We start from the raw sequence: 26,343 nt of genomic DNA on the forward strand, positions 1-26,343 counted from the left end.
ATATCACCTACCTTTAACTATATCAATTCCAGAACTTGTTCCAATACTATTTGCACCTGCCTTTATCATATTTACTGCATCCTCATATGTTTTTACACCACCAGATGCCTTGACACCCATACCTTCTCCAACAACCCATCTCATTAAATTTACATCTTCAACCTTTGCTCCAGCTGTTCCAAAACCTGTAGATGTCTTAACAAATGCTGCGCCTGCCTCTTTAGAAATCACACATGCTGCTACTTTTTCTTCATCAGTCAAATAACATGTTTCAATAATAACCTTAACAGGCACATTGGCAGCTTCAACAACAGCCTTAATGTCGTCATAAATATACTCATAATTTTTTTGTTTTAGGTAGCCAATGTGAATTACCATATCAACTTCGTCAGCACCATCTGCAACTGCAACTTTCGTTTCTTCTACCTTTGCTTTTGTAGATGTTGCTCCCAACGGAAAACCTATAACTGTAACTAATTTAACATCCGTTCCATCTAATTGTTTTTTAACAAGAGGTACAAACGAAGGATTTACACATACACCTCTAAAGTTATATTCTTTTGCTTGCTGACATAACTTCAAAATATCTTCTTCAGTTGCCGTGGCCTTTAAGTTTGTATGTTCAATGTACTTATTAACATCTCTAACTTCTATGTTCTTTAATTCAAACTTGTAGCTTTCTTTAAACTCTCTAATTTTTTCCTCCACAATTTTTTTTATATCCATATTCTTCACACTCCTTTACCTATTTCTTTTTAAATATTCATTTATTTTTCTATTAATTTCTTTCTTTTTAATATCTTCTCTTTTATCATACTTTTTCTTTCCCTTTGCAACAGCGATCTCAACTTTTACTAATCCTCTTGAGTTAAAATAAATCTTTGTAGGTATTATGGTAAGCCCTTGTTCCTTAACTTTACCAATAAGTCTATGAATCTCCTTTTTGTGAAGTAACAATCTTCTAGGTCTTTCTGGATCATGGTTATTTAAATTGCCATTTCTATATTGTGGAATATTTAAATTTAAAAGAAAAACCTCTCCATTTTTAATTCGACAAAAGCTGTCTTTAAAATTCGCTCCCGACTCTCTTAAAGATTTAACCTCTGTTCCCCTAAGTTCAATTCCTGCTTCATATGTTTCCAAAATATTGTAATCTGAATATGCTTTTTTGTTTGTAGCTATTACTTTCATATACTTCACCTACTTGTGTATTCCTGGTACTTTTAGATAATTACCTTCTCTTTCAGGAAAATTCTTCCTTATACTTTCTACATTTTCAAAATTAACAACACCATTTTCCCTAAGAGATGCACTAGACTCTAGAGGAGTATACATTGGCTCAATACCTTCTGTATCAACATTATTCAATAATTCAAAATAATCAACTATTTTTTGCATTTCATTAATAAATTCTTGCTTATTTTCAATTTCCAGTCTTGCTAATTTTGCAATTTCTTCAATCAACTTTTCATCTATTTTCAAGTCAAACACCTCCATGTACTATTTTTTCTTAAAAAATCCAGGTAAATTCTTTATATCAAATTTTACTGCCTCTTTATTTTCTTTTAAAAGTTCTTCATATAATTCCTTTCTTAAAACCTTAATATCTTTTGGTGCTTCTATTCCTATCTTTATTTCTCCACCATCTATCTTTAAGATTTTAATTTCTATATCATTACCAATTATTATGCTCTGACCTATTTTTCTTGATAAAACAAGCACTTAAATCACCTCATTCTTGAAAAGAAAACTCCGAAAGTTTGTGTTTTATTTTATACTTTTCCGTGTCTAAAATGATCTGTTTTCCTTTTCCTTTTTCCATATTAATAACTATTGGTGCTCTTAAATTTACTGTGGTATCTTCTGGGTGCCCAGATGGTATAGTTAAAATAGCCCATACAGCAACTTTTTCCTTATCCTCTATCTCAAGCTCTTTTATATCTTCATCAGAAATCTCAATCTCATAATTTTTATCAACAATCCATGGATCAATTATTGGAAGTGAAATATTTTTATCCTCAAGAGATACAAGCCAAAGTATTGGCAAAGTATCTTTTAATGAGATCACAGAAAATTTTCTCAAGTGCTCAAAACCAGGAATCCCTTTTTCAAAAGTTATTATTTCATTTTCATTTATCTCAATTTCCCCTAATCTAGTATTATATTTCAACTTTTCACCTCATTTCATACCATTCAAAGATCGTAGAATAAAATTCTTCAGACCATTCATTATCTTCAAATATTTCGTGATAAGCGCCTTCAAATCTAACTAATTTTTTATTTTCCTTCATAAGCTGTAAATTATTGAAAAATAAATAGCTACCCTGTGGTGGCGTAACTTTGTCAGCAGTACCAACAAGTATCATAGTCGGTACAGAAATAATCCCCACTTTTTCATGGGCCAATTTTACATTTTTTAATAAACTTCTTGCAAGTTTTATACTTATCTTATCATGTACAAGCTCATCACTTATATATTTCTCAACAGCTTCCTCATTCCTGGATAAATCTTTTGGATCTATTCCATTTCTTAACGTAAGCGCTGGATAAATTATGCTAAATAAATTTAAAAGTAAAAGTTGTGAAAACTTTGGTGAAAGAAATAATGCCGGAGAAGAAACTACTAAAGATCTGACTCTTTGTAAGTTTTCTTGGGTGTATCTAATTGAAATTAGACCGCCTAAACTGTGGCCAAAGATATGAAACTTTTCAATGTTATTTTCATTAGTTAGATCATTTATTACAGATATAACCTCTTCAATAGATGTATGTCCCCGCTTTCCTGGACTTTTTCCATGACCAGGAAGGTCAAAACCAAGAACAGCGTACCCCCTGTCAGCTAAACCATCAATTAATTTTTCATACCTTCCAATATGCTCTCCAAGTCCATGAACTACAACGACCCATCCCTTTCTAGGTTCACCTTTTTTAATCGAATATATCAACCTACTCCCCCCTTGTTTACATGTCTAACATCAACTATTTTCGGTTTATATCTTTTATCCCAAATTCTAAACACTGCAAAAGCCCCACTCATAAATAAAAGACCTATCAAAAAGCTAAAATAATCAGAAAGTTTTAAATACGTTCCAAGACCTACCCCAAAAACTAAAAGTATCACTGGAAGTCCGTACAAAATAAAAGCAAGCAAAGCTGGACGATATTTTAAATCTAAAATAACAAAATCTCCAGGAAAATACTCAAATTTATTATCTTTTTCCACTTTTAATTGCTCTACAGACTTTACATTACAACTACCTGATATTGCACATGAACCACAAGCACTTGTGTCACGTTCAAGATAAATATATTTTTCATCTACTTTTGCTATAGTAAATAATTCTTTCATATTATCACCTTATTCAATCAAAATTAAAAATGGATAGTGCGCCTGCCCACCTTCATATGTTTCAAGTTCTAAATCTGGATATATATTTGAAATAAAGCTTTCAAAAATATCAATTTCTACTGCTGTTGCATCCTTTCCAATTATTGCTGTCACAATTTCCCTATCTTCAATATCTTCAATTTTTTCAAACGTCTTTTCAAGTGCAATTCTAAAATCCATATCATGTACTGAAAAATCATTATTTAAAAAGATAAGATACTCATCTTTCTTTATCTTCTCACCTTTCAATTTTGCATTTCTAACCGCTCTAGTAATAGATATAGTTACAACTTCTAAAATTGCTTCTTTAAAAACTTCAAACAATTTTTCTGGTTCTTCATCAGGAATATTCCTAATCAATGCTGCAATACATTCTTGAACATTCTTACTCTCAACAACGTATACAGCTTTATCTTTAACAGTCTCTGCAACCTGTTTTGCAGCAAGTATAATATTTGAATTGTTTGGAAAAACAAACACATTTTCGGCATTAACACTTTCAACTGCAGCTTTCAAATCGGCAGTACTTGGATTCATTGTTTGACCGCCAAAAACTATCTGGTCAACCCCTAAATCTTTTAAAATTCTTGAAATCCCTTCACCAGGAGACACAGCTACTATTCCTATTTTCTTTTTCTCTTGTTCTACTTCTTTTGAAACAAAATGCTCATGTTGCATTTTCATATTATCTATTTTAACTTTCATCAATTCTCCAACTGTTAAGAACTTTTCTATTACACTTCCAGGGTTATTGGTATGCACATGTAACTTGATTACACTATCTTGAACGAAAAATACTACTGAATCTCCAATTTCATACAAAAAGTTTCTTAACTCCTCTTCCTTATCAGCTTCTAAAGTCTCATAAGCCTTTATTATCAATTCGGTACAGTATTGAAATTTTAAATCTTCAGGAATTATATTGATTTCTTCTACTGGCATTGTTGTAGTTTTTATATTCAAATCTATTTCTTTTTCGCCTTGTATATATTTATAAAACCCTTCAGCAATATAATATAATCCCTTTGCACCAGCATCAACAACACCTGCTTCCTTTAATTTTTTCAACATACTAGGTGTATCTTTAACTGCCTTATCTAAAACTTCAAGCACTTTTTCAAAAAATTCTTTAAAATCACTGCTGTCAATTAAATAATCAACATTCTCAGCCAAATACCTTATAGCAGTCAAGATAGTACCCTCTACTGGCTTCATAACTGCACCATATGCGACTTCTTTTGCACTTTTAAATGCGTATGCAAAATCTTCTATCGTTATTTCAGTCTTTCCTTTCAAGTAATCTGTAAATCCTCTAAAAATTTGCGACAAGATTACTCCAGAATTCCCTCGCGCACCCATCAATGTTCCATTTCTTATAGCTTCTATTATCTTATCTGCTCTTTCATCTTCCACACTCTCAAGATATTTACAACCTTCCAAAAGTGTTGATGACATATTTGACCCGGTGTCACCATCTGGAACCGGAAAAACATTTAGTGCATTTATCTCGTCTTTATGTTTTAAAAGATTTTCTGCACCTTTCATAAATAAATATTTCAGCTCTTTGGCTGTTATTTTATCCAATGTATAACCCTCCTTACTATTTCACGTCTATAACATGGACATTTACTTCAACACTTTCACAGCCAGCTAAATTTTGAAGTTTATGTTTCACATTTTCTATAATATTCCTTCCGACCTCTGAAATTTTTGTACCATATTCCAATTCTACATAAGCATCAACTTTAACGTGTCCAAATTCATCTTCTTGAATCTTAACTCTACTTTCCTCACTACTCAGTAGTTTTGAAAACCAGCTATCTGAAGAAATACTTACGGGACCGTAAGTTTCTAAAATTGCAAAATATACTAATTTTCTAATTGCATTTAACGTAATATCAAGTTCACCAAGTTCTGTTTGAATCTTCATAATTCTTCCTCCTTTCAACAATACCTTTTATCTGATTTTCAATCCCCTCTTCATCAAGCTTTAGCAGTTTTAAAAGTTCTTTTCTACTTCCATGTGGTACAAATCTATCTTCAATTCCTAATATTCTAATCTCTCCATACCTGCTCAGAGACTCTCCAAAACCACCATTTATAACTCCTTCTTCGATGGAAAAAACTTCCTCGTGATTTTCAAAAACCCAACCTAAAGTTTCCACATCGATTGGTTTTACCGACCTTGCATACACTAAAGTCCATCCATTCCTCTCTGCAACGGAAAGTGCTGATTTTGTAGGATATCCAGTTGCAATAATAGCAATATCTTTTCCTTCATTTAAAATTTGCCATTTATCCAGATCAACCAATCTTATTTTATCATATAATTCTTCAAATTTCCCAAATTCATAATCACGTGGGTATCTTATTGCAACCGGTCCATCTATATTAAACTTAAAAATAGTATGCATTATATTAAGCAAATCTTGAATATCCATCGGTGCATAAATCTTCATATTTGGAATCATTTTCAAGTATGCAATATCAAAAACTCCATGATGAGTTGGCCCATCCTCACCCACTACACCAGCTCTGTCAATTGCAAAAATTACTGGGAGATTCTGGAGAGCTATATCATGAATTATTTGATCAAACCCTCTTTGCAAAAAGGTAGAATACACAGCAAAAACAGGTTTAAAACCCAAAGTAGACATTCCTCCAGCAAATGTGACACACATTTGCTCTGTTATTCCAAGATCAAAAAATCTTTCTGGAAATCTTTTTGCAAATTCAGTTAAACCCGTTCCACTCTTCATGGCAGCGGTAATTGCCACAACCTTTTCATCTTTTTCTGCAATTTTAGTTAACATTTTACCAAATGCTTCACTATACGAAATTATTCCCTTATTTTTTATGAAAACTCCCGATGAAACATCAAATTTACCCGCACTATGAAAACTTTCAGGATCAACTTCTGAATTTTCAAAACCTTTACCTTTAACTGTATTAACAGTTAGTATTGTAGGATAATCATAATCTTTAATTCGTCTTAATTCTTCTTCTAGTTCTTTCAAATTATGCCCATCAACAGGTCCAAAATGTTTCAACCCAAGCCCCTCAAAGAAATCTTCTCCGCTAATTGAAACCTTTATAGCATCTCTTATCCGTTTCAATTCATTCTTTAATTCAAAACTCACAGATTTTTTTAAAGTTTTTTTGGTTTCTAAATACACTTTACTTGATCTAAGCTTGTCAAAAAGGTGAGATAGCGCACCTACATTTTTTGATATTGACATAGAATTATTATTAACAATTATTTTTATCTTCGAATTTAAAGTCTTAATTTGATTTAATGCCTCAAGTGATTGACCAGAGGTTAGAGCACCATCACCAATAACTACTACTACATTTGCACTGCTATTATTTAATCGCAATGCCTGCTCAATTCCTAGTGCAGCAGAAATAGCCGTTCCGACATGCCCTGCACCAAATCTATCAACATGAGATTCAAAAATGTTTGTATATCCACTCAAACCATTAAATCTTCGAATAGTTGAAAACAAACCCCATCTTCCAGTTAACAACTTGTGAGTGTAAGTTTGATGCCCTGTATCCCAAATAATGAAATCTTCATAGGGGTTGTAAACTCTATAAAGTGCAAGAGTTAGCTCAACCACACCTAAGTTTGACGCAAGATGGCCACCATTTTTTGATATGACATCTATAATATATTCTCTTATGTGCTCTGCAAAATTATCTAACTCATCGTAATCCATTCTTCTTATATAAGAAATATAATCCACTTAATCACCTCTTTAATTTGAAAAAATTATCTAACTTCTATTTTCTCAACTCCCATGTAAGGAACTAAAACTTTTGGAACAGTTATACTTCCATCCTTGTTCTGATAGTTTTCAACAATAGCCACCAAAGTTCTTCCAACGGCAAGTCCAGATCCATTAAGTGCATGTGCATAATGCAATTTATTGTCACTTCCTCTGTACCTTATATTCGATCTTCTTGTCTGAAAATCTGTAGTGTTACTGCATGAAGAAATTTCCTTGTAGGAATTGTAAGATGGAAGCCACACTTCAATATCATAAGTTTTTGCAGAAACAAATCCTAAATCACCACTGCACAAAGAAACAACCCTGTAAGGAAGTTCCAAAAGCTGTAATATCCTTTCTGCATCCTGTGTTAATTTTTCAAGATCCTCAAAGGATCTTTCAGGAGTTGTTATCCATACTAGTTCTACCTTATCAAATTGATGTTGTCTAATCATTCCACGAACATCTTTTCCATAGCTTCCTGCTTCTCTTCTGTAGCATGCAGAATACGCTGTATATTTTATTGGAAGATCTTTTTCAGAAAGAATTTCTTGGGCATGAAGTGCCACAAGTGGAACTTCAGCTGTTGGAATTAAAAACATATCATCTTTTTCAATACGATATGCATCTTCTTCAAATTTTGGAAGTTTACCAGTCCAAAGCATTGCGTCTCTCTTAACAAGTTGTGGTACCCAAACTTCTGTATATCCATGTTCTCTTGTATGAACATCAAGCATAAATTGAATCAAGGCTCTCTCAAGTCTTGCTAAATAACTATACAAAACTGTAAACCTTGAACCACTTAATTTTGCACCTCTTTCAAAATCCATCATTGAAAGTTCAGGCCCAAGATCCCAATGAGCTTTAGGCTCAAAATCAAACTTTCTAGGCTCTCCCCATCTTCTAATTTCGACATTTTCCGATTCATCTTTTCCAAACGAAACATCTTCTGATGGAATATTTGGAATATTCAATGCTAAATTTTGCATTTCTTCTTCTAATTTTTTTTCTTGCTCTTCTATTTTCTTTATCTCTTCTCCTATTTTCTTACTTTCTTCTATTAATTTACTCGCTTTTTCATTATCTTTTTCAGCCTTTGCTTTTGCAACTAGCTTAGAGAACTCATTCCTCTTTGCTTTCAATTCATTTACCTTCGCAACAAGTTGTCTCCATTCTTTATCTACATCTAAAATTTTGTCAATAATTTCTGTTTCCATATTTCTTTTCTTTAAAGCATCATAAAATATTTCAGGACTTTTTCTTAATAATTTAACATCAATCATTTTAATCACTCCTCAAACAACTTTTTTAAATTTTCTTCGTAAGGAGGGTAAACTACGCCTTTTTCCGTTATTATTGCAGTTACAAGCTCTGCATCTGTAACATCAAATGCAGGATTAAACACTTTTACCTCATCTGGTGCGATCTGTCTTCCACCGCAATGTGTAACCTCTGTATGCTTTCTTTCTTCAATAGGAATATCTTTACCAGTTTTTGTATTCAAATCAATTGTACTTGTTGGCGCAGCTACATAAAAAGGAATTCCGTGCCTTTTTGCCAAAACAGCAACCATATAAGTTCCTATCTTATTTGCAACATCACCATTTGCAGCTACTCTGTCTGCACCAACAATTACTGCGTTTATTTTACCAAGTTTCATTGACCAACCAGACATATTATCACTTATTAATGTTACATCTATACCGTCCTTCATCAATTCCCAAGCAGTAAGTCTAGCCCCTTGCAAGTATGGCCTTGTTTCATCAGCAAAAACTTTTATCTTCTTTCCTTGCTCAACAGCCGCTCTTATAACTCCAAGAGCTGTACCATAATCAACCGTTGCAAGTGCACCTGCATTACAATGAGTTAATACAGTATCTCCATCTTTTAAAAGTTCTGCACCATATCTACCAATTGCCTTATTTACCTCAATATCTTCTTTTGCAATATTCATAGCTTCTTCTTCAAGATATTCTAAAACACCTTCTGTTTTTCCATATTTCTTTAACGAATCTTCCATTCTATTTAAAGCCCAAAATAAATTAACCGCTGTAGGTCTTGTATTTGCTAAAACTTCTTTTACTTCTTCCACTTTTTTAACAAATGCATTAAAATCTTCAACAAACATTTCTCTTGCTCCAAGAACATATCCAAAAGCTGCAGAAGCACCTATAGCAGGAGCGCCTCTTACAACCATATCTTTTATAGCTACAGCAACTTCCTTATATGACTTGCAACTAACATACTCTTCAACAAGTGGTATTTTCCTCTGATCAATTAGAATCAATTCATCTCCCGTCCATTCCATAGTCATAGTTTTTAATTTCATATCAAAACCTCCTTTTCACTTTATCTATTATTTAATTATATCATATCTTAAAATAACTAAATATTTCTAAATAGTAAAATAAAATGTATGTTTTAAACTTTTGATGAAAATAAACAAGATAAAATAACAAAGCCCAATCTAGAAAGTTTTTTGCTTAATTTCAAAAAAAGGGAGGGAGCTTTATGAAAAAACTTTTACTTATATTGCTTTTACTAGTCTCTGTATTTTCATTTTCTGTAAAAAACGTTATCTACATGATTGGAGATGGTATGGGGATTAACCATGCAATTCTTGCTAGCTATCTTGAAGGAAGACTTCTAGAGTTTATGAAAACCCAAAATATTGCACTAGTAACTACACATTCTGCAAATAGTAATGTTACGGACTCAGCAGCTGCTGGAACTGCACTTTTTACTGGTTTTAAAACTAACAACGGAATGATCGGCATATTGCCAGATGGCACGACTGTTCCTACAATTGCGGAAATTGCAGCAAAACACAGTGTAAAAATTGGAATAATAGCAACATCAAGAATTACTCACGCAACCCCAGGCACAGTGTATGGCCACGTGAATTCAAGAAAGGATGAAAATACTCTTGCAGAACAATTAGTTAACTGCTCTATAACAGTTGCGTTTGGTGGCGGCTGGAGACATTTTGTAGCAACTGGCGGAAAAAGAAGTGATGGAAAAGATTTAATTAAATTGGCAAAAGAAAAAGGATTTGATTATATTACAACAAAAGAAGAATTACTTAATTACAACGGAAAAAAAGTAATAGGACTTTTCAATTCAAGCCATTTACCAGCGTATACTGATAGGGTAAATGAACCAACACTTTCTGAGATGACAAAAAAAGCCCTTGAAGTACTGGCAAAAGATAATTCACCTTTCTTTTTAATGATCGAAGGCTCACAAATAGACTGGGAAGCACATGGAAATGATCCATACGGTGTTTGGAAAGAAATAATAGAATTTGAAGAAGCATTCAAAGTTGCTATGGAATTTTTAAAACAAAACCCAGATACCTTAATTATTGTAACAGCAGATCATGAAACCGGAGGCCTCGGCCTTTCAAGCGGCGGATATTACTTTGATGTTGAAATGATAAGAAAATTTAGTAAAAACACAGATTTTATATCAAAAGAGTCAAATAAAGACAAAAATAAATTAAAAGAGCTCATTAAAAAATACTATCAATTAGAGTTAACTGATGAAGATTTAGAGCTTTTCAACTCTCTAGTAAAAGAACAAGGAAATTCATATTATGCATTTTCAAATGTAATAGGAAGATTAGTAAGTAAAAAAGCACACCTTGGTTGGACCACATATGATCACACAGGCGCCCCTGTTGCACTATATGCCTTTGGACAAGGTGCCGATAACTTTAAAGGATTAATAGACAACACTGAAATACCAAGAATTATTGCAAGGCTTGCAGGATATCCACTTACATTCCCAACCTATCAATTACCAGTATCGGGTAGACATTAATTAAGTAAATGTTAGGTAAAAAATAACCCCCAAGATAATCAAATTTTTGGGGGTTATTTTTTTCATCTAACTATTAATTTTTCTGTTCTACATCAACTTTATAATAAACCTCAACTGTACTTTCGTTTTTAAATTTACTAAATTCACTGTCAATAAAGTTGGCCCACAAATTTTTCTTCTTTTCAGACAAAACCACATTTGAAATTTCTTCCTTTACCTCTTCAAATTTTTTAGATTGCATTGGGATAACTTTTTCTACTTTAAAGATGTAATATTTTTCATCTACATTTATTGGGCCCAACAATGCACCTTGTGGTGCATTCTTTATATAGTTCCATAACTTATCTGGGAAAGTAGTATCCTCAGCAATATTTTCATATTTAAAATGAGAAATTCCATATTCACTTGCAACACCATTAAACGTTTCACCGGAAACTATCTTAGTTTTTGCAGCATTTGCAACTTTTTCATTGTCAAAAGCTATTAAGCTTAGAGTATATTGTGTTGGTGTAGAATACTCATCAATATGCTTTTGATAGTAATCCTTCAATTCTTCATCAGAAACTGTTGCATCTTTTGTAACCACATTAAAAAGTTTTTCAAGTGATAGATTAACAAGCGTTTCAAAATACATCTTTTCTTTAAAATCTTCTAAAGTTCCCATATTTGCATACTGCAAATACATATCAAATGTTTTTTCATCAATTCCCTGTTGGTTTAAATAGTTTGATATTTGTTTGTCGACTACATTTTTTACTTCTTCCTCAGTTGGTCTTGCTCCATATTTTTGGGCAAACTGTACTATTAACAACTTATTTACTAAATCATCTAAAACTACTCTTTTGTATCTTAATATTACTTTTACACCCTCTTCTGTATTCGATAAAACATTAAAAAACGTTTGATCCACCTGACTTATACCAATCATAAGTTTTTGCACGTCTGCAGCTCTATTTAATTGTTCAAGCGTAATAGTCTCACCGTTTACAACTGCAACAGTTGATGTTGCTGGAAGTTCCTCGGAAAAAATCATCACTGAAAAAACAACCAAAAGTAAAAGTAAAAGTAAAAAACGTTTCATACAATCTCCTCCTCATTTTACAACGATATTAAGTAGCTTATTCTTTACATAAATAACCTTTACTATTTCTTTTCCCTCTATATATGAAGATACCTTTGGCTCTTTAAAAGCAATCTTTTTTACTGTTTCTTCATCTGCATTAACCTCAACGTTTATTTTTCCCCTAACTTTGCCATTTATCTGTATAATTACAGTTACTTCATCAACTTCCAAAGCCTTTTCATCATACTTTGGCCATTCTTCATTTACAATTAATGTGTCATTGCCTAGGTCATGCCAAATCTCCTCAGCCATATGTGGAGCAAATGGTGAAAGTATAAGGGCAAGCTTTTCAACCAATTCCCTCAAAAGAGGTAAATTTAAATCTTTTTCTTCAGTCTTATTCAAATAATCTGAAAAACTGTTGTTTAATTCCATTAATCCTGCAATTGCCGTATTAAATTTAAATCCACCTTCGATATCTTCCGTTATTTTTTTAATTGATTGATGTAATTTCCTTCTTAAATCCTTTTCTAACTTATTCTTTAATTCTATTCTTTCTGCACTAACATTTTTAATTTTTTCAAGCACGGAATAAATATTATTCCAAAGTCTCTTTAAAAATCTATGGACACCTTCTATTCCTGCATCGCTCCATTCTGCATCTTTTTCTGGTGGAGCCATAAACAATATGTATGTTCTGAGTGTATCTGCCCCATATTTTTCAATCATGTCATCTGGAGATACTACATTTCCTTTAGATTTACTCATCTTCCATCCATCTTTGTAAATCATTCCTTGTGTAAATAGGTTCGTAAATGGCTCATCAAAATCAACATATCCCATATCATGCAAGACTTTAGTTATAAATCTTGAATATAAAAGATGCAAAACCGCGTGTTCCACACCACCTATGTATTGATCAACTGGAAGCCAATAGTTAACATCCTTGCTTTCAAAAGGTTTATCTTCAAGATTTGGATTTACATATCTTAGATAATACCATGAACTATCCACAAACGTATCCATTGTATCAGCTTCTCGCCTTGCAGGGCCACCACATTTTGGACATGTTGTATTCAAAAATTGTTCATCCAATGAAAGTGGTGATTGTCCAGTTGGTAAGAATTCAACATCTTTTGGAAGTTTTACTGGAAGTTGTTCTTCAGGAACAGCTACTGTACCACATTTTTCACAATAAACAACTGGAATAGGTGCTCCCCAATATCTTTGTCTAGAGATAAGCCAATCCCTCAATTTATATTGAACACTTCTTTTTCCAATATTCTTTTCCTCAAGATAATCTATTATTTTTTCAATTGCTTCTTTGCTTGAAATTCCATTAAATGGTCCAGAATTTACCATTATACCCTCATCTTCGTATGCTTTTTCTATTTTTTCTACATCTATTGGATTTTCAGGATTGTCAATAACTATCCTTATAGGTATATTGTATTTTTTTGCAAAATCAAAGTCTCTTTGATCATGTGCAGGCACTGCCATAATTGCTCCTGTTCCATATTCATACAATATATAATTTGCAACATAGATAGGAATTTTTTCTCCAGTAACAGGATTTATAGCATATCTTCCCAAGAAAAAGCCTTCCTTTTCGGCTTCCAAGCTTGTTCTTTTAAACCTATCTTCCAAAGAAACCTTTTTCAAAAATTCTTCTAATTCATTCTTTCTATCCTCAGTTACAAGCGTTTCTACAAGTGGTGATTCTGGAGCAATAGCCATAAAGGTTACTCCCCAGATTGTATCAGGTCTTGTGGTGAATACTCTAATGCTCATATCAAGACCATCAACTTTAAAATCAATTTCTGCACCTGTGCTTTTTCCTATCCAATTTTTTTGCATTGTCTTTACATTCTCAGGCCATCCCTCTAGCTTTTCTAAATCATTTAAAAGCCTTTCGGCATAATCAGTTATCTTAAAGTACCATTGCTCAAGATGTTTTAAAGTAACCTCTGTACCACATCTTTCACATTTACCATCCACAACTTGCTCATTTGCAAGCACTGTTTGACAGCTTGGACACCAATTAACTGCTGCTTTCTTCTTATATGCAAGTCCTTTTTCATACATTTTGACAAACAACCATTGAGTCCATTTGTAATAATCTTCTGTACAAGTTGCAATTTCCCTTTTCCAATCATAACTTATTCCTATCTTTTTAATTTGGTTCCTTATTGTCTCTATATTCTTAAAAGTCCAAACCTCGGGGTGAATTTTATTTTTAATAGCGGCATTTTCAGCAGGAAGACCAAATGCATCGTAACCAAATGGATGTAAAACATTATAACCTTTCATTCTCTTATACCTTGCAACTATATCGCCAATAACATAATTTTTCACGTGGCCAACATGTAATGTCCCTGAAGGATATGGAAACATTACTAGATCATAAAATTTTGGTTTCTCAGAATATTGGGGTGTTTCAAATACTTTTTTTTCTTCCCATACTTTTTGCCACTTTTTTTCTATCTGACTTGGAATATATTCTTTCACACAAATCCCTCCTTACTTAATCTTGTTTTATTAAGATTATACTACAAATAGCAATAGTTAACAAATAATGTAGTATAATCTAATTGAGGTGATAAAACTGCCAAATCTATTTTTTGGAATAAAAGAAGATAAATATCTAATTTTCGATGAGCATGAAACTGTTCATTTTAAAACAGTTAGAAAAAAAGAAAGTGATATAATTGAATGTACAGACGGAAAAGGATATTACTACAAAGTAAAAATCACACAAATTGGAAAAAAGAAATCTTTTGGAGAGATTCTCGAGTCTAAATATATAGAAAACAATGAAAAAACTATTCTAAACCTTTTTGCACCAGCGTCAAGATGGGAGCGTCTTAGATGGCTTATTGAAAAATCTGTAGAACTTGGCGTAGACAATATTTATATAACAAAAACTGCTTTTTCAAATAGAGATTATAAAGATAAAGTAGAAAAAATAAATATGGTAATTAGAGACAGTGCAAAACAATGTGTAAGGTTTCATTTTCCAAATGTAGATTTTATTAATTTTAAAAACATTCAAAACTATGCAACCAAAAATACCTATTTTCTAGATTTTAACGGTCAAAAATTACCAGCCAATATTGCCAGCGATGTTTCAATAATAGTTGGCCCAGAAGGTGGTTTTTCAAAAGAAGAACTAGACTTTCTGTCTTCAAATTTCAATGCAATACGTTTGGGAAATAAAATTTTGCGTTTTGAAACTGCAGCATTTGTTGCTTTGAGCTATTTTGCAATTGCACTCAACAAAATTTAAAGGGGGGATTTTATGGAAAAAGGCAAAAAGATCATCTCATTTGTAAAATATGAACATGAAATTGAACCTTCATATCGTGAAAAATTAGCCAACGCCAAAAGAAAATCAGATGTTAGAGAAGTATTTATTAACACATTATTGGAATTACTTTCTTCTATCGACCCTGAATTTAATGAATTTTCACAAGAAGATATAAAATTTGAAGGTGAACATTACGAATTTTCTAAAAAGTTGGAAGAAAAGTTGGAAAAATTCAAAGATAGTGATTTACATGCAATTATTGAAAGAATTTTTGAAGCTGCAAAAAATAGATATTTAAAAATCGAGCACGACGAAAATACTGACTACTTTAATCTAAAGAAATAAAAATGAGCGGCTAAGCCGCTCATTTTTATTAAAAGAACCTGCTAAAATCAGCAAACATAAAATAAAATGCTAAAGCCATCAATATAAAGAATCCTATAGTATGAACTATTGCTTCAACCTTTCTATTTACTTTTTTCCTAGAAATAATCTCAATCAGAGAAAATACTATCCTTCCACCATCAAGTGCAGGAAGAGGTAATAAATTAAATATTCCCAGATTAAGGGTAAATAATGCTACCACCGTTAAAATAGTTTCCCATCCCGCTTTTGCTGCTTCACCAACTATAACTGCAATACCTATAGGACCTGCTACTTGTTCTACACCTTGCCCTGTTGTAAACAATTTTCCAAATGCCTTCCATATAGATATTGCAGCTGAATTACATCTTGCAATTGCAAGCGAGATTGCATCAAAAAAGTTCTTTGGTTTAATAACATAACTTTCTTGCTTGAAAAATCCAGGTGCTGAAACTATATCTAAAAACTCTTTTTTGTCTAAATTCAAAACAATTTCCTTTCCATTTCTTGATACAAGTACATTTAAATCATTGCCTAAAGGTACAATTTTTTCTCTTATTTGCTGTCCCCAGATATCTATATACACCTGATTTTCTGAAAGTTTTAAGGCAGTTATAACATTAACAAGAGAAATATAATCATCAATCTCTCTATTATTCACTTTTAAAAGGATATCTCCTTTTTTAAACGGTTGCATATCTTTTTCAATTACTGGCTTAAAACCAGCATAATAAAAACCAATTGTTGGTCTTTCAGGAACATAAGAATATTGAATTAATACCCCAGAAATTGTATTACCAAACTCATCTTCAAGTTCTACAAAAGTACCACTTTCAAGTTTTAAATCAATTCCAACTTTATAACCATTTATTTTTACTATTTTCCCATTTATATCTCCTTTCACATCATCTAACAAAAAAATGTATTCAGGTGGAGAAATTCTAGGAGGAATTTCTTTTTTAATTATTTCTCCATTTCTTAAAATTTCCATCTTTACAACTTTTCCCTTTGATACTGTATTTGTGACTTCATAAGAATCGAATATCCTTTTACCATTGATCTTGTAAATAACATCTCCGGGTTGAAGGCCACACTCTTGAGCAGGTGAATTTTCTATTACCTTCCCAATTGTTACAGCAGGAACACCCCAATTTAATACTATAGGTATAAAAAGTATATATGCAGCCAAAACAGAGAATAAAGGCCCAGCAAATGCTATTAATAGCCTTTGCCATGCTGGTTTTGCATAAAGCCCATCTTCCTCACTTTCATCAAAATCCTCACCCTTTAATCTAACGTATCCACCAAAGGGAATTATATTTATCTTCCAGACAGTTTCTCCAAACCTTTTCTTAAAAATAGCTGGTCCAAAACCAATTGAAAATTCAAGGACCGAAACCTTAAAAATCTTTGCAAACAAAAAATGTCCAAACTCATGAACTATAACTACAAACATGAAAACCAAAATAAATGAAATAATGGTTATTAAAATACTACTCACCTCCGACTACTTGATTTTTACCATTTCTCTTTGCTCTATAAAGTTTTTCATCAGCCATATTTATTAGACCAAGTACTGTTTTTGAAAGGTCACAACAAACACCTGCACTAAATGTAACTTTTTCTATTCCAAGTTCTTCTTTCCAGTTGTACTTGTTAACTTTATCCAAAATTCTTTCCATAACCTTTTTTGCATCAAAGCAGCTTGTTGCAGGAAATATAACTAAAAATTCTTCCCCACCATATCTTCCCAAATAATCGCTTTCACGGAGTCCTTCTTTGATCAATTTTGCAAATTGTTTTAAAACTTCATCTCCTTTTACATGCCCATAAGTATCATTTATTTTCTTAAAATCGTCTATATCAATCATTACAACCGAAAGCGGTAAATTTTGCCTTCTATGCATTTTCAAAAGTTCATTCAATTTTGAAATAATAAACTGTTTATTAAACACTTGTGTTAAATTATCAATTTCAACTTTAATTTTAAAATCTGAAAAATCATTCAAAATTTTTGAAACTAATCCTAAAGGTTCTAATGCAACATTTAAATATTTTTTGAAATCATTATCCTTTTCGACATTTTCAAACAAAATTACTCCTTGCTCAATACCATTATGTTCCAAAACAAAACTTTTTATGTTATTTAGTGACCTCCCATCTTTTGAAAAATTGCCAACATACTTCCATTTTGATGGAGTTACTGGTTTTTTCAAATTTTCGAAAAGTTTTTCTTTAACATTATCAAGAGAAAATTTTTCATTATTTTTTGAACAGCTATATATTCGCCCTTCAGCTAAAGTTATTAAAAGAACATGAATTGACCTTGGATCAAAAAAACTAACAACTATATTAAAGAATTTGTTCAAAAGATACTCTTCATCTTCGATATACTGAAGCAAACCAAAAACTTCCGAAATAATAATTTCATTTCGAAGCCTTTCTTCAAGAAGATCTACTAACTCTCCATATGGTTCTTTTTTAACTTTATAAAATTCCATAGACCATTCTATCGTATAACCTCTTTCACAAAATTTTTTTAGTTTTTCAATAATTTTCTCCTTATCTAAAGTCTTTTGCAAAAATAAATTTGCACCACTTTCTTTTGCCCAAAATGGGTTTATAGACTCATTTTCAGCAGTTAAAATAACTATTCCAACATTTTTAAATTGAGGATATGATCTTATAAACCTAGTCAAATGTACTCCATTCATATTAGGCATAATATAGTCGGTTATAACTATTTCAGGCATAAATTCAAAAAATTTATTTATAGCTTCCAAACCATCACTTGCAACTTTTACTGTACACCCAAAACCTTCAATTATACTTCTTAAGAATTCTCTCCATAACTTACTATCATCAACTATCAATACCTTTTTATTCATAACTTCACCTCTAAATTATATTGTCCCTTAACAATTCTATCAAAATTCCAACAATATTACCATCCAATTTCCCGTTTTCTACATCTTTTCTAAGTAAATTTATCACCTCATCTTTTTCATACCCTTTAATCATCAATGTACAACAAACATCCACAGCACTTATTATCCTACTTTCAATAGGTATTTGTTCACATTTTAGCCCTTTAGGATAACCTTTTCCATCGCACCTTTCATGATGGTATAAAACTATCTTTGCAATATCTTTAAAACCTTCAAATTTGCTTAATAGTTCATATCCATACTCTACATGAGTTTCAATTGATTTTCTTTCTTTTTCTGTTAACCTTCCGGGTTTTTTTAAAATGGCACCATTTACCATTATTTTCCCTATATCATGCAAATATGCAGCCATATACACTTTTTCCACATCCAGTCCCATCTTTTCAGTTACTATCTTAGAAACACTTGCTACCATTTTAGAATGTTCTTTATTTGATAATTTTTCTTCAACCTCTACAAGCATTGTTAAAATTTCCTCAAATAATTTCTCCATTCTCTTTCCATATAATTTTAGATACAAAAAGTTCCCAAATAGTTTTCCAAATATTTCAGTTGCATATTCTGGTATAACTAGTTTTTCATTTACAAATGAATCCAAACAAATACCACCAAACTTTTCGTTATTAATATAGATCGGAATTATATAAGATGATTTTATTTTATCGCTACCTAATTTTTCAAATTCGTCTTTAAATACACTTTTTTTATTTACTTCTTTAAAGATTTTTCCATCAACAAACCCCTCATACTTTACTGCAACCACATCATCCTCATCTGTAAAAACTATATTTTTTAAAGCATCAGTATAACCTATTTGCGCATAAAATCTGTACTTTCCACCATCCTTTAAAATAATACTTCCAGCATTTACATCTGGTATTATAGAAATCAACTTTTTAAGTATTTTATAAGCAATCTCCTCTAAATCTTCTTCTGGAACAATATTAGAAAGTATGTCGTAAACTGATACAAGTAAATTATTTAATTGTTCAACTTCTTTCCTTAATCTTTCTTCTGAATAAAACATTTCCTGTAGCTCTTTTTCATTGTCCAATACAACCCTTTGAAGATAATTAAACCTTTCTTTAAGTTCATCTAATTCAGCAATTCTCAATTCTCTATTAACAGTACTAAGTTCAAGATAATTTTGAAAATGGTCCATAGAAGCTTTAAGAATTTTAAGTCCATCTTCCAGTTCTTTTGCAAATTTTACATAAGAATTTTTTAATCTATAATATATAATCAAAAACATCAATAAAAATACTCCAAAAATAATCACAAGTTTAAAAAAACTTGATCTTAAATCTTTGCAAATTACAAAATTATAACCTAAAACCTTTATTGGAACACTAACATAGAACAATCTATTTTCCTTGACAGGAGAAAAAAACAGACATTCCTTTTTATTTACTATTAACTTATTTATATAATCTATGACCGACTTACTGCTATCAAAACTTTTTTCTTCTACCACTGATTTTACAAAATTTGCAAAGTTAACTAGATTGTTTTTTTCAAAATTAAATAGTAAAATTGATATGGCAACAAACATCAAGATAAATACTATTAATAAAACATAGAAACATTTTCTAAGTAATAATATTAATTCATCTTTTAACCTCATATTATCACCCTCTTAACTATTATTCTATCACAAGGAGGCATTAAAATGACTAAAGAAATAAATATTAAAAATGTTAAAATTGGCGGAAAAAATCCGGTTGTAATACAATCCATGACTAATACAAAAACAGAAGATATAAAAAACACCTTGCAACAAATTCAAAATTTATACAATGCAGGATGCGAATTAGTTAGAGTTTCAGTCCCCACTTTTGAAGCTGCTAAAGCTTTAAAAACAATAACCAAAGAATCTCCAATCCCAATTATAGCTGATATACATTTTGACTATAAGCTTGCAATAGAAAGCATTAAAAATGGAGCCAGTAAAGTTAGAATAAACCCTGGAAATATTGGAAATGATGAAAAAGTAAAAGAAATTATTAAAGTTGCAAAAGATTATAATGTTCCTATAAGAGTAGGTGCAAATTCAGGATCCATTCCAAAAGAATTTGAAAAGCTTCCTAAAATTGATGCACTATGCCAAGCAGCACTAAAAGAAGTTAGGTTACTCGAAAAATTTGGCTTTGAAAACATTGTAATTTCCGTAAAAAGCTCAGATGTTATTGAAACAATAAAAGCATACGAAAAAATTTCAAAAATGACGGATTATCCACTTCATATTGGAGTTACAGAAGCAGGAACATACGAATGGGCAATTATTAAATCTTCAACTGCTTTGGGATATCTTTTATATAAAGGCATAGGTGATACAATAAGGATTTCCATTGCAGGAGATCCTATAAAAGAAGTACTGGCTGCAAAAAAACTTTTAATATCTTTAAATCTCAGAAAAGGAATACAAATAATAGCATGCCCTACTTGCGCTAGAACCACAATAGATGTTGAAAAATGGGCTAGTATCATTGAAAAAAATTTTTCAAAGGTTGAAAAAAACATAAAAATAGCAGTTCTAGGATGTGTTGTAAATGGTATTGGAGAAGGAAAAGATGCTGATATTGGAATTGCAGGAGTTCAAAATGGATTTTTGCTATTCTATAAAGGGAAGATAGTAGGAACTTTCAAAAAAGAAGAAATTTTTCAAGTTCTAGAAGACTATATTATAAAAGTGGAAGAAGAATAAATCTTCTTTTTTGCATAGTTGATATTATTAAATACTTTTCACCTTTAAAGAACAATAATGTTTCGCTACCTATTCTATTTAAAGCGCTTCTTAAAAAGTAGGCGTTTGTTGTTGTCTGGAAAATATATTTACTACTAATATCTATATGCCCTCTATATTCCATATTTTCAGAAAAAGCATAAAAATAAAGCCCTTTTTCATTACCAAATATTTTTAGTCTTGAGTATCTTCCAGAAATCATAGCTCTTCTTAAAAATCGTCTTATACTTTTTAAACTAACCCTTAAAAATTCTTCAGACTTTTCAATTTCATTTTCTAATGGCACAAGATCCAAGTGATCGAGTTCCTCACCACACACATTAAACAAATAATCTGATGACAAAACCAATTTATTAAGTCCTTCACCAACACTTAATTCTCCACTTTTTATTTCAGACAAAGCCTTTATCAAATGCCGTGCTGAATAATAAGGAATCCTCCAAGAATATTCCTTACTTTTCTTATCTCTTACAACATAATTAATAATCCTGCCATTTTCTGCTACCATTCTTACTTTACTTCCAAAGTAAAAATCCACATAACTTCCTTCTTCCAAGTGACTTGATACAAAGTCTAGATCATTTACAAATACATTTATAGGAATATTAATTAATTCTTCATATCTTTCTTCAAAGTTCTTGAAAGAAAAACGTTCTGTCTTTAATTTCAAATTTTCGTCTTTTGCTTTTAATACAACATAATTTCCATCAGAATAAATTGAGATGTTACCTGAGAGTTCAAATACAAAAAATTTCAATATATCTAATGGAACAGAAAAAGAAAGAGTTGTCGGACTCATTTCTGAAACTTTTGCCTTTAAACTTAGACAGCCATCACTACCATAAAGATTTAAAAATCCGTTTTCATATTTAAATCCAACTATTCTATTTGTTTTTTCAACTGTTCCTACTGTTTTATCTATTAACTTTAACACTCTTTTTAACTCTTCCACGTTTAAAAATACCCTCATAAATTCACCTCTATTTAATTCTACATCATTTATTTAAAAACTCAACAACTTGATTAATCCCCACAAATATGATATAAAATTATAAGGTAAGTTCAATGGGGGGTATAAAAATGAAAACTTTCGAACAAAAATTAAAAATTAATATTTTTCACATAAATCCTTGAAAAAGGGGCTCACTATTGGGCCCCTTTTTCTTTAGCTGTGGGGGAGGTGAAATTTATTTCGGTAAAAGTGTATGATCCTTATCAAAAAAAGCTTTTCTATGAGGAAATTTCTTTGCCAAAAAACATACGTTCTGAGAAATTAGTTGTTGTTCCAACATTTTTTGACTTTCACACCCATGTAAGACTATTAGAAGATCAAGAAGATTATGAATCTTTAAAAAAAGCTTGTATAGCTGGTGGCTTTTCCGAAGTTCTAATTCAACCAAACACAAAACCAAGGCTAGAAAATAGTAAAGTCCATGAAAAACACAAAAAACTTTCTGAAAATCCATACGTTAGATTCTACAGAACAACGTCATTTTTTGGCTCCCAAGAACCAAACAACATAGATATTCTATGTTATTCCACTGATGGCATTGAATACAATTACAATGATTTAGTAGAAAATTTTTCAAAGAAAAAACCACACTTTCTTCTTGACCACAGTCAAATGTTTGAACATCCGGGAATTTTTTACAAAAAAATAGAAAATCTTCCCAAACGGCCAATAACCAATGAAGCTATTGCAGTAGCTAGAACTATCTTAACAGGGATTGAATTTGGTTTTAAAGATTTTCATATTCAGCACATTTCATCAATTTACACACTGGAAATGATAAAATTTCTAAAAAAATATGCAAATATAACCTGTGAAGTAACTCCACACCACCTTTTATTAACAAATGAGCATATCAAAAATTCAAACTTTAAAATCAACCCACCCCTTGCTGACCAACAAACAAGAGAATTTTTAATTGAGGCCGTAAAAAACAATGATATAGATATTCTTGCTACTGATCATGCACCACATCCTGACAAAAAAAATGACTTTGAAAAAGATCCATATGGTACTTCAAATATTGAAATCGCATTTTCTGCGTTTTATACTGCTATTGAAGACCTTATGATAGTAGTTAACAAACTTTGTGACTCACCAAGAAGACGATTAAAAATAAAGCCAAAATTTGATTCAGAAAACTTTGTAGTTGTAGATTTAAACCAAGAATTTATAGTTGATAGTACAAAATTTTACAGTAAAGGCAAAAATTGCGCTTTTGATGGTATGAAATTAAAAGGTAAAGTTATTGGAGTAAAAATAAATGGAAAATGGGGGTTTTGGGATGGAGAATACTTACTTGACTAAGAAAGATGTAATTCAAATAAATGAAGATACATTCATAGTTACATTTAATGAAAAATTTAAATTTGATGAGGGCCAATTTATAATGATTCAAACTCCCTCACTAACAAGAAAACCTTTTATACTTGGAACATGGAAAGGCAACATAGCTGTATCAGTTCAGATAAAAGGAAAAGGAACAAACTATATCGTCTTTCAAGGAGAAAAGTTTAAAGCACACTTTCCATTAGGTAATAAATTCATACCACCTGCAGGCAAGGGCATAGTTATATCATCTCCAACATGTATTACTTTAGCAAATCTTTTACATGAAAAATATTCTTGTGATGTACTTATTGGAAGCAAAAGTAAAATAAATTTCGAACTTCCTTTTGAAAGCGTAATTGGAAATGAAGATTTTTCCAAAAAAATAAAAACATTAAAGACATACGATTGGTACCTTGTAAGTGGTTCAAAACAAATGGAAGAATTTGTTCTTTCAAACATTGAATCTAAAAATGTTTTTGTGTCGCTTGAAGAATATATGGGATGTGGTATTGGCGCTTGTAAAAGCTGTGCTGTTTTTACAAAAGAGGGTGTAAAGCACGTCTGTACAGACGGACCAATATTTAGGAGGGATATACTATGAATCTAAACCCACCTCTAGTTATAGCTTCTGGACCTGGAGGAAGTGGAGAATATCTAAGACTTATAAACCCAAAATATGTAGGTGCATATACACTAAAAACTATAACCTTAAATCCAAAACCAGGAAACAAAACAAAAAGAATGGAAAATTTGGAAAACTATATAATTAATAGCATCGGACTTGAAAATCCTGGAATAGAATATGTTATATCAAACATTGACAAATTCGTACTTAAAGAAACAAAAACAATCCTTAGTCTTGGAGGAGATAGTAAAGATGAATACATAAAAATTGCAGAAAAAATTGCACCGCATGCTAAAAAATTTGAAGCAATTGAATTTAATTTTTCTTGCCCAAATGTAAAAAAAGGGGGACTTTCAATTCTTTCAGACTTAAATGAATGGCAAGAAATTCTTGAAAATGTTCGAAAAATACTTCCAGATTCATTTTTAATGGCAAAATTAAGTATTGAAGGAAATTTTGTGGAAATTTTGTCAAGAAAAGTGAAAGAATTTGGATGGAACGGCCTTACACTAATAAACTGTGTAAGAGGTCTTCTAATAAAAGATGGAAAAATAGTTACAGGAGGACTTTCGGGACCCATTCTAAAACCCATAGCATTGCGAGCAATATATGAAGTTAGAAAAGTCCTAAAAGATATATACATAATAGCTTCAGGAGGTATATATACAAAGAAAGATGTAGATGATTTCCTTTTAGTAGGAACAAATGCTATTTCAATAGGAAGCGCATTATTTAAAGATCCCCAAGTTGTTGAAGAACTTGGAAAATACTTGAAAGGAGTGAAAAGATGATACCTGTATTGAGCTTAGATATGGAAAACCCCTTGGAATTCATTGATAAATATGGAAGTTTTGATGTTGTAAAGGTAGGGCATAACTTGGCTATTTTCGGCAAAAAAATTCTAGATGAATTTGAAAAGAGAAATACCAAAGTAATATTAGATTTGAAATTTTGTGATATTCCCTCAACAGTTTCTAGATCAATCAAAAGCTGGGATCATCCGGCTATAATAGGTTTTACAGTCCATAGCGCTGCTGGAATTGAAAGTGTCAAGGCAGCGCTTGATTCAACAGAAAAAATCATTTTCTCAGTAGTCAAATTAACTTCTCAAGTTGGAGAATTATCAGACTATCTAAAGACAATAGAAGAGCTTGAAAACATCAACAGTTCGTTTGTTCTTCCTGGGCGTTGGGCAATAAATTTAAGAAAAAAACTCAGTGGCAAATTTTTAGTTCCAGGCATAAGAATGCAAGTCAAAGCAGATGATCAAAAAGATACCATTACATTGGATCAAATAAAAGATATTGCAGACTTTGCAGTTTTAGGTAGAGAAATCTACCTCAGTGAAAATCCAAAAGAAAAAATCGAAAAAATCAAGGAGGAATTAAAATGGAAATAAAAGAAATCCTTGAAAAAACAGGTGCACTTTTGTCGGGACATTTTTTACTTTCATCAGGAAATCACTCCGAAAAATATGTTCAATGCGCAAGGCTCTTCGAGTTTCCTGCATACGGTGATATGGTGGCAAAAATGCTTGCCGAAAAGATAGAAGAATACAAACCAGATTTAATAATTGGCCCTGCAATGGGTGGAATACATCTTGCATACTCGGTTGCAAAATATCTTAATATTAGAAATATCTTTGCTGAAAGAGAAAATGGTATTATGACACTTAGACGTGGATTTAAAATAAATAAAGGCGAACGTGTTGCAATAGTTGAAGATGTAATAACTACAGGTAAATCAGTAAAAGAAGTAATTGAAATAGTAAAAAATAGTGAAGGTAATCTTTGCTGCATTGGCTCAATCATAAACAGATCTAGCTCAAATTTATTCGATGTTCCATATGAATATTTAATAAAACTAGAACTCCCAATTTACTCTCCAGATGAATGCCCGCTCTGTAAAAAAAATATTCCACTTGAAAAACCAGGAAGTAGATTCATTAAAAAATAAACAAAGCGTGGCAGATG

The 26,343-nt window shown here is 31.4% G+C and carries 27 protein-coding genes; 9 read left to right on the forward strand and 18 right to left on the reverse strand.

What is annotated here, in order from left to right; translation table 11 throughout:
* Nucleotides 1-3: 3 nt before the first annotated feature.
* Genes deoC through mtnA form a run of 12 tightly spaced genes read right to left on the reverse strand, consistent with a single transcriptional unit; the run spans nucleotide 4 to nucleotide 9,487 of the window.
* Nucleotides 4-726, reverse strand: coding sequence for a deoxyribose-phosphate aldolase (gene deoC, locus HNP65_RS04610; RefSeq protein WP_184619155.1), 723 nt, complete (start codon nucleotides 724-726; stop codon nucleotides 4-6).
* Nucleotides 727-741: 15 nt separating this feature from the next.
* Nucleotides 742-1,191, reverse strand: coding sequence for an SsrA-binding protein SmpB (gene smpB / locus HNP65_RS04615; protein WP_126993137.1), 450 nt, complete (start codon nucleotides 1,189-1,191; stop codon nucleotides 742-744).
* A 9-nt stretch (nucleotides 1,192-1,200) separates the two neighbouring features.
* A complete protein-coding gene (gatC, locus tag HNP65_RS04620) occupies nucleotides 1,201-1,482 on the reverse strand; it encodes an Asp-tRNA(Asn)/Glu-tRNA(Gln) amidotransferase subunit GatC (protein WP_184619156.1) in 282 nt (93 codons plus the stop codon).
* Between the two features lie 18 nt (nucleotides 1,483-1,500).
* Nucleotides 1,501-1,722: a carbon storage regulator CsrA gene (gene csrA, locus HNP65_RS04625; protein WP_126993139.1), complete on the reverse strand. Its 222-nt coding sequence runs from the start codon at nucleotides 1,720-1,722 to the stop codon at nucleotides 1,501-1,503.
* Between the two features lie 10 nt (nucleotides 1,723-1,732).
* Complete coding sequence (fliW, locus tag HNP65_RS04630) at nucleotides 1,733-2,170, reverse strand: flagellar assembly protein FliW (protein WP_184619157.1); 438 nt, start codon at nucleotides 2,168-2,170, stop codon at nucleotides 1,733-1,735.
* A gap of 4 nt (nucleotides 2,171-2,174) precedes the next feature.
* Complete coding sequence (locus tag HNP65_RS04635) at nucleotides 2,175-2,945, reverse strand: alpha/beta hydrolase (protein ID WP_184619158.1); 771 nt, start codon at nucleotides 2,943-2,945, stop codon at nucleotides 2,175-2,177.
* Nucleotides 2,942-3,349: a SoxR reducing system RseC family protein gene (locus HNP65_RS04640; protein WP_184619159.1), complete on the reverse strand. Its 408-nt coding sequence runs from the start codon at nucleotides 3,347-3,349 to the stop codon at nucleotides 2,942-2,944. Before HNP65_RS04640 ends, HNP65_RS04635 begins: the two co-directional genes overlap by 4 nt.
* A 9-nt stretch (nucleotides 3,350-3,358) precedes the next feature.
* Entirely contained in the window at nucleotides 3,359-4,972 is a 1,614-nt protein-coding gene (locus tag HNP65_RS04645) for a DAK2 domain-containing protein (RefSeq protein ID WP_126993143.1), read from the reverse strand.
* A 16-nt stretch (nucleotides 4,973-4,988) separates the two neighbouring features.
* The gene (locus HNP65_RS04650; protein ID WP_004104284.1) at nucleotides 4,989-5,318 is read right to left on the reverse strand and encodes an Asp23/Gls24 family envelope stress response protein; all 330 of its coding nucleotides are present in this window, start codon (nucleotides 5,316-5,318) and stop codon (nucleotides 4,989-4,991) included.
* On the reverse strand, nucleotides 5,293-7,134 hold the full coding sequence (gene dxs, locus HNP65_RS04655) for a 1-deoxy-D-xylulose-5-phosphate synthase (RefSeq protein WP_343043464.1): 1,842 nt from the start codon (nucleotides 7,132-7,134) through the stop codon (nucleotides 5,293-5,295). Before dxs ends, HNP65_RS04650 begins: the two co-directional genes overlap by 26 nt.
* Before the next feature lie 26 nt (nucleotides 7,135-7,160).
* Complete coding sequence (serS, locus tag HNP65_RS04660) at nucleotides 7,161-8,441, reverse strand: serine--tRNA ligase (protein ID WP_184619160.1); 1,281 nt, start codon at nucleotides 8,439-8,441, stop codon at nucleotides 7,161-7,163.
* 5 nt (nucleotides 8,442-8,446) lie between these two features.
* The gene (mtnA, locus tag HNP65_RS04665) at nucleotides 8,447-9,487 is read right to left on the reverse strand and encodes an S-methyl-5-thioribose-1-phosphate isomerase (protein ID WP_184619161.1); all 1,041 of its coding nucleotides are present in this window, start codon (nucleotides 9,485-9,487) and stop codon (nucleotides 8,447-8,449) included.
* A gap of 182 nt (nucleotides 9,488-9,669) precedes the next feature.
* On the opposite strand from mtnA, the gene HNP65_RS04670 reads away from it, so the two are divergent.
* Nucleotides 9,670-10,980 (forward strand): alkaline phosphatase, encoded by a 1,311-nt coding sequence (locus HNP65_RS04670; protein ID WP_184619162.1) that lies wholly within the window; start codon nucleotides 9,670-9,672, stop codon nucleotides 10,978-10,980.
* Between the two features lie 73 nt (nucleotides 10,981-11,053).
* Here HNP65_RS04670 and HNP65_RS04675 read toward each other — a convergent pair whose 3' ends face one another.
* A complete protein-coding gene (locus tag HNP65_RS04675; protein WP_184619163.1) occupies nucleotides 11,054-12,061 on the reverse strand; it encodes a peptidyl-prolyl cis-trans isomerase in 1,008 nt (335 codons plus the stop codon).
* A gap of 12 nt (nucleotides 12,062-12,073) precedes the next feature.
* Nucleotides 12,074-14,551, reverse strand: coding sequence for a leucine--tRNA ligase (gene leuS, locus HNP65_RS04680; protein ID WP_184619164.1), 2,478 nt, complete (start codon nucleotides 14,549-14,551; stop codon nucleotides 12,074-12,076).
* A gap of 88 nt (nucleotides 14,552-14,639) precedes the next feature.
* On the opposite strand from leuS, the gene HNP65_RS04685 reads away from it, so the two are divergent.
* Entirely contained in the window at nucleotides 14,640-15,329 is a 690-nt protein-coding gene (locus HNP65_RS04685) for a 16S rRNA (uracil(1498)-N(3))-methyltransferase (RefSeq protein ID WP_343043465.1), read from the forward strand.
* 12 nt (nucleotides 15,330-15,341) lie between these two features.
* On the forward strand, nucleotides 15,342-15,695 hold the full coding sequence (locus tag HNP65_RS04690; RefSeq protein ID WP_114702203.1) for a hypothetical protein: 354 nt from the start codon (nucleotides 15,342-15,344) through the stop codon (nucleotides 15,693-15,695).
* Between the two features lie 28 nt (nucleotides 15,696-15,723).
* Here HNP65_RS04690 and HNP65_RS04695 read toward each other — a convergent pair whose 3' ends face one another.
* From HNP65_RS04695 to HNP65_RS04705, 3 genes are read right to left on the reverse strand one after another with little or no spacing between them, the layout of a single operon-like run.
* Nucleotides 15,724-17,214 carry a M50 family metallopeptidase gene (locus tag HNP65_RS04695; RefSeq protein WP_343043466.1) on the reverse strand — a complete coding sequence of 497 codons (1,491 nt, stop codon included), beginning with the start codon at nucleotides 17,212-17,214 and terminating at the stop codon, nucleotides 15,724-15,726.
* The gene (locus HNP65_RS04700) at nucleotides 17,207-18,601 is read right to left on the reverse strand and encodes a GGDEF domain-containing response regulator (RefSeq protein WP_184619166.1); all 1,395 of its coding nucleotides are present in this window, start codon (nucleotides 18,599-18,601) and stop codon (nucleotides 17,207-17,209) included. Before HNP65_RS04700 ends, HNP65_RS04695 begins: the two co-directional genes overlap by 8 nt.
* Before the next feature lie 10 nt (nucleotides 18,602-18,611).
* Nucleotides 18,612-20,285, reverse strand: a complete 1,674-nt coding sequence (locus HNP65_RS04705; protein WP_184619167.1) for an HD domain-containing phosphohydrolase — start codon at nucleotides 20,283-20,285, stop codon at nucleotides 18,612-18,614.
* A 45-nt stretch (nucleotides 20,286-20,330) separates the two neighbouring features.
* Between HNP65_RS04705 and ispG the strand changes: the two genes are divergently transcribed.
* On the forward strand, nucleotides 20,331-21,365 hold the full coding sequence (gene ispG, locus HNP65_RS04710) for a flavodoxin-dependent (E)-4-hydroxy-3-methylbut-2-enyl-diphosphate synthase (RefSeq protein ID WP_184619168.1): 1,035 nt from the start codon (nucleotides 20,331-20,333) through the stop codon (nucleotides 21,363-21,365).
* On the opposite strand, the gene HNP65_RS04715 is transcribed toward ispG, so the two are convergent.
* On the reverse strand, nucleotides 21,343-22,374 hold the full coding sequence (locus tag HNP65_RS04715) for a hypothetical protein (RefSeq protein WP_184619169.1): 1,032 nt from the start codon (nucleotides 22,372-22,374) through the stop codon (nucleotides 21,343-21,345). The genes ispG and HNP65_RS04715 overlap by 23 nt on opposite strands.
* 210 nt (nucleotides 22,375-22,584) lie before the next feature.
* Between HNP65_RS04715 and HNP65_RS04720 the strand changes: the two genes are divergently transcribed.
* Genes HNP65_RS04720 through pyrE form a run of 5 tightly spaced genes read left to right on the forward strand, consistent with a single transcriptional unit; the run spans nucleotide 22,585 to nucleotide 26,326 of the window.
* Nucleotides 22,585-23,721, forward strand: coding sequence for a dihydroorotase (locus HNP65_RS04720; protein WP_184619170.1), 1,137 nt, complete (start codon nucleotides 22,585-22,587; stop codon nucleotides 23,719-23,721).
* Complete coding sequence (locus HNP65_RS04725) at nucleotides 23,699-24,346, forward strand: iron-sulfur cluster-binding protein (protein WP_184619171.1); 648 nt, start codon at nucleotides 23,699-23,701, stop codon at nucleotides 24,344-24,346. Before HNP65_RS04720 ends, HNP65_RS04725 begins: the two co-directional genes overlap by 23 nt.
* Nucleotides 24,343-25,161: a beta/alpha barrel domain-containing protein gene (locus tag HNP65_RS04730; protein WP_184619172.1), complete on the forward strand. Its 819-nt coding sequence runs from the start codon at nucleotides 24,343-24,345 to the stop codon at nucleotides 25,159-25,161. The genes HNP65_RS04725 and HNP65_RS04730 overlap by 4 nt, the downstream gene beginning before the upstream one ends.
* Nucleotides 25,158-25,769, forward strand: a complete 612-nt coding sequence (pyrF, locus tag HNP65_RS04735) for an orotidine-5'-phosphate decarboxylase (protein WP_184619173.1) — start codon at nucleotides 25,158-25,160, stop codon at nucleotides 25,767-25,769. The genes HNP65_RS04730 and pyrF overlap by 4 nt, the downstream gene beginning before the upstream one ends.
* On the forward strand, nucleotides 25,760-26,326 hold the full coding sequence (gene pyrE, locus HNP65_RS04740) for an orotate phosphoribosyltransferase (protein ID WP_184619174.1): 567 nt from the start codon (nucleotides 25,760-25,762) through the stop codon (nucleotides 26,324-26,326). Before pyrF ends, pyrE begins: the two co-directional genes overlap by 10 nt.
* The last annotated feature ends 17 nt before the right edge of the window (nucleotides 26,327-26,343 follow it).

The sequence above is a fragment of the Thermosipho japonicus genome (assembly GCF_014201655.1).
Classification (GTDB): Bacteria; Thermotogota; Thermotogae; order Thermotogales; family Fervidobacteriaceae; genus Thermosipho; species Thermosipho japonicus.